The 3,745-nt window shown below is 73.8% G+C and carries 1 protein-coding gene; it reads right to left on the bottom strand.

The window, feature by feature from the left end; all coding sequences use genetic code 11:
- The coding region (locus HUW62_RS46115; protein ID WP_176438068.1) for a serine/threonine-protein kinase at window positions 1-3,677 on the bottom strand (3,677 nt) is incomplete at its 3' end.
- Window positions 3,678-3,745 lie beyond the last annotated feature (68 nt).

Raw genomic sequence — 3,745 nt, 5'->3', positions numbered from 1 at the left:
GCCGACAGCTCCGAGTCGGAGGTGGGCCTGCCCTTCCATCCCGGCGCGAGGTGGGGGTTGCGCAAGAGCGCGGCCTCCGCGTCCTCGCGGGCCTGGACGCGCCACGCCTGCTGCTGCTCGGTAGGCGCGTTGTCCGCCAGCGCGAGCCGCAGCCCCGCGCGCAGCAACAGGGCCCGTGACCACGCCGGCCGCGCCGCCACGATTCGCGCGACGTGCTCCAGCCCCCGCGTCAGCATGGGCGTCGCGTCCTCTCCCTGCGCCTGCTTCCAGCGCCCCCATGCGAGCTGCAGCTCTCCGGCCGCCAGCACGTACTCGTGCCGCCGGGGCGCCAGCTCCACCGCGTGCGCGAGCGCCTCCGCGGCCTGCTGGAAGTCCTCGTCCTTCGCGGTGCCTCGCCGGGCCTTGTCGCGGGCGCGCACGTCCAGCACGCCACCCTGGTAGCGCCACGCATAGGCCAGCTTCGGGTTGAACTCTCGCGCGCGGGTGAGCGCCTCCTCCGCCTGGGCCAGGTCCTTGCCCACGTCGCGCCCGCGCGCCAGCGCGTGGGTGGCCCACAGCACGTGCACCCGCGCCAGGTTGGTCCACAGGTCCGCGTCGCCCGGGAGCAGCTCCAGCGCGCGGCGGTAGTCCTCCTTCGCCACCTTGAGGCTCTGGCCGGGGTCTTCCCCTCGCGCGACGAGGAAGCCCGCGCGCACCGCCTCCACCTCGCCCAGGTTGTTGTAGGAGAAGGCCTGCTGCGGGGCCACGGCGCGCGCCTGCTCGAAGGCCTTGCGCGCCTCCGTCAGGAGCGCCGTCACGTCCTTTCCATCCTCCCAGCGCTGCTCGGCCTGCCACAGGAGGGCGGCGCCCAGGCCGTTGTGGAGCTGCGGCAGCTTGGGGTTGATGTCCCGGCCCCGCCGGTAGAGCGCCAGCGCCCGCTCCAGGTCCGGCTCCGGGTCCTGCCCGTGCTCCTGTCGCCAGCGCGCGAGCTGCTCGGACACGTCCGCGCCCTGGTAGCAGGCGATGACGTTGCGGGGGTTGAGGGTGAGCGCGCGCTCGATGGCCTCTATCGCCCGCGTCAAATCGCCCGAGGCGTCCGGCGCGCTGGGGATGGCCGCCCGCGCGCGGTAGGAGTTGCCGAGATTGATCCACGCGTCCGCCTGGTTCTCCCTCACGCGGATGGCGGCGAGGTACGCGTCGATGGCCTTGCCCTGGTGGTCGAGCGAATCCTGCCCGTGTTCGCTCTCGTAGTCGGCCCACACCTGGTGCGTCAGGCCCAGGTTCGCGTGGAAGGCGTAGTCGCGCTCCTCGGGACTCAGGCGCTCCAGGGCCTCGATGGAGAGGCCGAGCTGCTCGCGCGGGTCCTGCGACAGGCGCTGACGGTGGCGGGCCCACAGCCGGTGGATGATGGCCAGCTCCAGCGTGACGCGGTCGCTCGGGGGCGCCAGCTTCAGCGCGGCCTGCGCCGCGTCGATGGCCTTGCCGAACAGCAGCTCCACGTCGTCGGTGTTCTGGTTGGCGTGCTGCTCGCCCAGGCGCCGGTACAGCCGCGAGCGCACCACGAGCGAGCGGTGGTGGTCCGGCGCCGCCTTGAGCGCGTAGTCCAGCGTCTCCAGGCCCCGCTGGTAGGGCGGCAGCACGTTGCCCGCGCCGTACAGCTCCATCACGAGCGCGGCCAGCTCCAGGCGTCCCAGGGCGTAGTGGCCGTCGGGCTGGCTCTCCGCGGTGGCGATGGCCGCCGCGTACGCGCGCCGCCCGGCCTCCAGGTCCGCCTGCGAGCCGACGCCGTCTCCCTGATGCCAGCGCCCCATGGCACGCGCCAGGTACACGTCGCCGCGCAGCAGCGGCGCCTCGTAGAACCAGGGCTGGGTGTTGCTCATCGCCTCCAGGTGCGCCAGCGCCTCCTCGTGGCGCCCCTCGTGGAAGGCGAACAGGGCCTTCACGTACAGCGGCGGCGCGGGGACGTCCGGCCCTTCCGCCTGGCGCAGGTACGCGAGCGCCGGGTCTCGATAGCGCTGCTCCAGCTCCCGGCGGCGCAGCTCTCGCTGCTCGGGGCTTCGGCGCTCCACGTCCAGCAGCAGCTTCTCCCGGTACTGGTCGCCCAGCACCAGCGCCAGCGCCCAGGCCGCGCGGGGCTCGCGGTAGCCGTGCTCCCACGCGGACTCGAGCTTCCGGCGCGCGCCCTCCACGTCACCCAGCGCGAGCAGCGCGCGGCCCAACGCGTAGTTGCCGGGGCCCACCGCGTGCTCGCCCGCCTCCTTCACCTCCACCTCCAGCGCATCCATGCTGGCGCGCAGGGACGCGCGGTCCTCGCGCGTGTCGTGCAGGCGCGACAGGAACGAGTAGCGCGCGGCGGCCTCGATGCGCTCCACGCGCTCGGTGAAGCTGCGCGTGAGCCGCTCGCGCTCGGCCACCTCGCTGCGCGCCAGCACCGCCTGCCCCAGCGCCAGCGCCACCACCGTCAGCGCCGCCAGGCCCGCGCCCAGCGCCACGCGGTGCTTGCGCGCCTTCTTGCGCAGCCGGTACCCCAGGCCCCGCCGCGCCTGCACCGGCTCTCCGCCGAGGAAGCGCTCCAGGTCATCCGCCAGCGCCCGCGCCGAGTCGTAGCGGGCCGAGCGCTCCTTCTCCAGGCACTTGAGGACGACGGCCTCCAGGTCCTGGGGGATATCCCGGTCCACCGCGCGCGGCGGACGGGGCTCCTCCGTCTGGAGCCGGGTGATGATGTCGTGCTCGTTGGTGCCGTGGAACGGCGTCTGTCCGGTGAGCAGCAGGTACAGCGTGGCGCCCAGGCCGTAGACGTCCACGCGCCGGTCCAACCGCGCCGTGTCGCCCTTGGCCTGCTCGGGGGCCATGTAGTGGGGCGTGCCCATCACCACGCCGTGGAGTCCGCCCTCCTCGCGCCAGTCCCGCGCCAGACCGAAGTCCATGACGAAGGGCGCGAAGTCGCCGTCCTCCGTGCGCTCCACCAGGATGTTGCCGGGTTTGATATCGCGGTGGACCAGTCCCGCGCGGTGCGCGGCGTGCACGCCCTCGGCGGCCTGACGCAGCACGAGCACCTTCTGCTCCGGCGTCAGCGAGGGCGCGAGCTGCCCCAGCGACTGGCCGGCCACGTAGCGCATGGCGATGTAGCCGCGCCCCTGCACCTCGCCGACCTCGTACACCTCGCACACCCGCTCGTGGCGCACGCGGGCCTGGGCGCGGGCCTCGGAGAGGAAGCGGCGCGCCAGCTCCGGGTCTCCGCCCTTCACGAACTTGAGCGCGACGTTGCGGCGCAACAGCGGGTCATACGCCAGGAACACCTGGCCCATGCCGCCCTGGCCCAGGAAGCGCACGGGCTGGTAGCGGTCCCAGTCCGGCACGGGGAAGGACGGGTCTCCGCCCGAGCCTTCCGAAACGGCGGAGGCGGACGGGGGAGCCACCACCGGGGTGTCCGGGTCCAGCGTGGGGGCCTCCAGCGGGCCCTGGCCACTGGCGCCTCCCAGCTCCCGGGAGACCTCTTCGCGCAGCTCGCTCAGCGTGTGCTCGCCCAGGCGCCCCTGCTCGCGCAAGAGCTCCAGGGGACTGCGCCCCAGGTCGAGCGCCTCCTCGCGCAGGGCGGCCGCCTCCTCGGTGGAGACGAGCCCTTCGTCCAGCGCGAGGAGCAGCTCCTCCTCATACGTCTCCTGCTTCTTCCCCGCAATGTCCACGGCCCCCAGCATACGGGGTTGCGCGGTCATGCGGGGAGACCCGCCGGGAGGCCCACGAGTCCCCGGAGGGGGCCGGGGAC

It is taken from the genome of Myxococcus sp. AM011, from assembly GCF_013372595.1.
GTDB classification, from domain to species: domain Bacteria; phylum Myxococcota; class Myxococcia; order Myxococcales; family Myxococcaceae; genus Myxococcus; species Myxococcus eversor.
The sequence above is the reverse complement of the archived record's forward strand: the minus strand, read 5'-3'. Positions and strand labels throughout refer to the sequence as shown.